General features: G+C 44.4%; 2 tRNA genes. Both read left to right on the top strand.

Annotated features, from left to right (window positions below):
- The first annotated feature begins 141 nt into the window (after positions 1 to 141).
- Positions 142 to 217, top strand: a tRNA-Val gene (locus GMA8713_RS26370).
- 90 nt (positions 218 to 307) lie between these two features.
- Positions 308 to 383, top strand: a tRNA-Ala gene (locus GMA8713_RS26375).
- Positions 384 to 561: the final 178 nt, after the last annotated feature.

The raw sequence follows: 561 nt of genomic DNA on the forward strand, positions 1-561 counted from the left end.
TCGTTAGCTCAGTTGGTAGAGCAGTTGACTTTTAATCAATTGGTCGCAGGTTCGAATCCTGCACGACCCACCATCTTCTCCACAGAGGATGTAAAACTCAGTTTGGGTTTTGCCTTTTTAAAGGTGAGAGCAAACATATGTGGGCGATTAGCTCAGTTGGGAGAGCACCTCCCTTACAAGGAGGGGGTCACTGGTTCGAGCCCGGTATCGCCCACCACTTTTTCCTTCTTCTTTGTTGTGACTCTCGTCGTTTAGGTTCCTAAACTTCCTCAAGTCATGCCTCGAATAAGAAAAAAGACCAAGCTTTGGGGCTATAGCTCAGCTGGGAGAGCGCTTGCATGGCATGCAAGAGGTCGACGGTTCGATCCCGTCTAGCTCCACCACTCTTTAAGTGTTCTTGCGAGAATATTTAGAAAGTGGTTTTAACATCACTTTGCTCTTTAAAAATCTGGAAAGCTGACTAAACAAACTCAAATGAGTTTGTTTGTAAAAGTTCTCAAATGTTGACTCTACGGAGTTAACACCAAACACATTCAAGTGTTCTTGGTTTCATCGCTTCTT

This window comes from Grimontia marina (genome assembly GCF_900060185.1).
Taxonomy (GTDB): Bacteria; Pseudomonadota; Gammaproteobacteria; order Enterobacterales; family Vibrionaceae; genus Enterovibrio; species Enterovibrio marinus.